General features: G+C 28.1%; 3 protein-coding genes. 1 reads left to right on the plus strand and 2 read right to left on the minus strand.

The window, feature by feature from the left end:
- Nucleotides 1–99: 99 nt before the first annotated feature.
- Nucleotides 100–390, minus strand: coding sequence for a hypothetical protein (locus tag B5P40_RS31640; protein ID WP_113710511.1), 291 nt, complete (start codon nt 388–390; stop codon nt 100–102).
- Nucleotides 391–1,366: 976 nt separating this feature from the next.
- Between B5P40_RS31640 and B5P40_RS31645 the strand changes: the two genes are divergently transcribed.
- On the plus strand, nt 1,367–2,581 hold the full coding sequence (locus tag B5P40_RS31645) for a replication initiation protein (protein WP_070145960.1): 1,215 nt from the start codon (nt 1,367–1,369) through the stop codon (nt 2,579–2,581).
- A 40-nt stretch (nt 2,582–2,621) separates the two neighbouring features.
- Here B5P40_RS31645 and B5P40_RS31650 read toward each other — a convergent pair whose 3' ends face one another.
- Entirely contained in the window at nt 2,622–2,825 is a 204-nt protein-coding gene (locus B5P40_RS31650) for a hypothetical protein (protein ID WP_070145959.1), read from the minus strand.
- Nucleotides 2,826–3,052 lie beyond the last annotated feature (227 nt).

Consider the following 3,052-nt stretch of genomic DNA (forward strand, 5'->3'; position numbering starts at 1 on the left):
AGATAAAGACCTTTCTTCTTCAGCAATTTTATTCCTAAAACTGAAGCTCCGGTCACGCCATATACAATCTCTAGTTCTCCAATGATTGTCATGTTTATCTCATCCTTTCAGTTTGATAGATAAATTCCCCTTACGATCTCTATAAAGTTGATAATCATCCAGTAGCTCATTCCATGACAATGCCTGTTCATCGCCATATAGCTCGCCTTCAATTTTTTGACTTAAATAATAGTAACCTCGGTATTGTTGGTCCAGGTATACTTCGTGACGTAGCATGTGCTCTTGTATGGCGCAAATGTTAATTTCCTTTTTGGTGCTTTTGTACATTTCTTTCAGAGTGCTTGAAGAATATAAATAAGGGGTAGTATACAACATTTGATAATGGTCCATTTTTTCTCACCATCCATATAGAATTCCAGCTTCCTTAAATACGTATGTTTGCAATACAGCTTTTTGAATTTGTACCTAAAAAAAGACAAATAAAAAAGGTTCTTTCATGGAAAAAGAACCCTTTTTAAACGTTGAAAATCCAGATTACGAAATGAAAATAGCTTATTGTGACAATTTGCTAGGACATCTAATGGCTATAACTCCCTTTTTTTATATATTAAGCAACGAAATATGTTTCAATTTATTGTAGCCATTTCTTTATGACTATAATAAAAAAAGACAAGGGTGTTGCACTCTTGTCTTTTTTGTTCATTAGATCTATTTTTATTACAAATAGGATTTTAAAATTTATTAATAAATATATACAACATAATATTCTATGTTTGATTGTTTTACATAATAATTGTTTATATGTTTAATTGTTTATATGTTTTAGGAACATGAAATGCGTTGATATATAAGGGATTCTGGCACATAACTATAACAAAAATGGTTAGAAAGATAACAAATTTGGTTCTAACTATAACAAAAATGGTTAGAAAGATAACAAATTTGGTTGTCTTACTATAACAAAAATGGTTAGAAAGATAACAAATTTGGTTCTAACTATAACAAAAATGGTCAGAAAGATAACAAATTTGGTTGTCTTACTATAACAAAAATGGTTAGAAGGATAATTAAATTGGTTGTTTAACTATAACAAAAATGGTTAGAAAGATAACAAATTTGGTTGTTTATCTATAACGAATTTTAAAGGTATTAGTTTTTATATCAAAAACTCTTGTTAATCTTTAATTCACATAATTATTTTATGGACTATGAATATCATTTATCACAAAATTTGGCCATAAAACTTCCAAAATTAATCTCTAAAAATAACAAATTTGGTTATAAAAAAAAGCAACTATAACAAAAGTGATATATTTGTTATAGTTAGTGTATCAATAGAGGACGTATGGAAAGGACGTATATAAATATGTCTATAAATCAAGATTTACAGATTAAAGAGAATAATATTGTTTCTAAATCAAATACTTTGATTGAAGCAAATTCTCGCTTAAATTTAGTTGAACAAAAGATGTTACTTTGTTTAGCTAGTAATATTGAACCGAATGATCGGGATTTTAAAACATACACATTCCCAATTAAACAATTTCATGATCTACTTGGTTTGAGTGGATCTATCAAATATACGGAGTTAAGTAAAATAACAAAAGAATTATTATCTAAAGTAATTGAAATTCGAGCAGGAGAAGAACTGATACAAGTATCTTGGCTTTCTTCCGCAATTTACAATAGGAATAAAGGGACAATTGATATGCGTTTCGATCCTTTATTAAAGCCGTTTTTAATAGAATTGAGTAGCAAGTTTACAAGCTATAGATTGGCTAATGTTGTTAAATTGAAAAGTACATATGCTATACGTATTTATGAACTACTTAAGCAATATGAGGACTTAAAAGAACGTACAATCAGTCTTGAAAATTTAAGGTATTACTTAGATGCGATGGATGTATACCCTAACTATGCAAATTTTAAGCAACGTGTGTTAAAACCTTCTCAAAAAGAATTAAATCAAAAAACAGATATTTCTTTTGAATTTGAAGAAATTAAATTAGGTAGGAAAGTACAAAAAATTAGATTTATTATTCGTAGCCAGAAAAAGAAAGATCCCGATTTAATTCATTTTGAAAAGAAATTAGATAAATTTCAACAGCCAAATACATTTGAACAAAAAATCAAGAGATTTGAAGAACGGTGTAAAGAAAAAGTATTTCCTAAAGTATTTAAGAAATGGGAAGAGCATAAAGAAATTGTATTGGAGATAATTGAAGATATCCGTTTTCGTACAGATATTGATTCCCCAATCGGTTATGTAGAATTTATTCTAAATAGCCGATTAAAAGAACTGTCCGAAAATGAAATAACAAACACAAGTAGTCAAATTGAAAATAAATCTCATAATAATAATGTACTAGAGATTGATAACATTATAGATTCAGTTATCAGTAAATATTCAACATCTACCGGAGCTGTAGCTACATTTTTAGTTGAAAGTTCAGCAATTGAGGAATTAGTCAAAGTAGTTACATTAGAAGAAGCTGAAGTTATTTGGAAAGATCATGAAACATTTGTCATGGATAAGATTTATGAATACATTAAAAAGAACAGTAGAAAGAAAAGATACTAGTGTTACATGAAAAAAGTTCTTTTTACAAAAAAGAACTTTTTTAAAATAAGGCAAGTTGTTCTTCCTCATTTTGCATACTAATTTTCACTTTATATGTATAATACTTACCCATTCTATTCTTTATCTCATTTTCCACTTGCTGTATAGCAGCATCGGGTGTATTTGCTGTAATGTATACAATATCGGGTTCATATACTTCTCCATTTGGAGATATAATTGTAAATTCTATTGGGTATTTTTCCATAATTCTCATTCCTTCTTACATTTTAATGCTATAAAAGATATCCTAATACACATATGGCACATATAACACTACTTACCACAATAATAAAAGCCATTATCCTAAATAACAAATGTCCAAGGTAATAAAATCCTAAACATATAAGAGCGATAATCAACAAGATTCCTGTAGTTTGCAGAATGACTGCTTTAAACAAATACAATAAAATGGTTCTGGTGCAAAAATAAAAT

Source organism: Bacillus sp. SRB_8, from assembly GCF_003264205.1.
In the GTDB taxonomy this organism is placed as follows: Bacteria; Bacillota; Bacilli; order Bacillales; family Bacillaceae_G; genus Bacillus_A; species Bacillus_A mycoides.

What these genes read in the sequence shown, in the direction of transcription:
- B5P40_RS31640 (WP_113710511.1), bottom strand. Translation starts at nt 390, where the DNA reads ATGGACCATTATCAAATGTTGTATACTACCCCTTATTTATATTCTTCA.
- B5P40_RS31645 (WP_070145960.1), top strand. Translation starts at nt 1,367, where the DNA reads ATGTCTATAAATCAAGATTTACAGATTAAAGAGAATAATATTGTTTCT.
- B5P40_RS31650 (WP_070145959.1), bottom strand. Translation starts at nt 2,825, where the DNA reads ATGGAAAAATACCCAATAGAATTTACAATTATATCTCCAAATGGAGAA.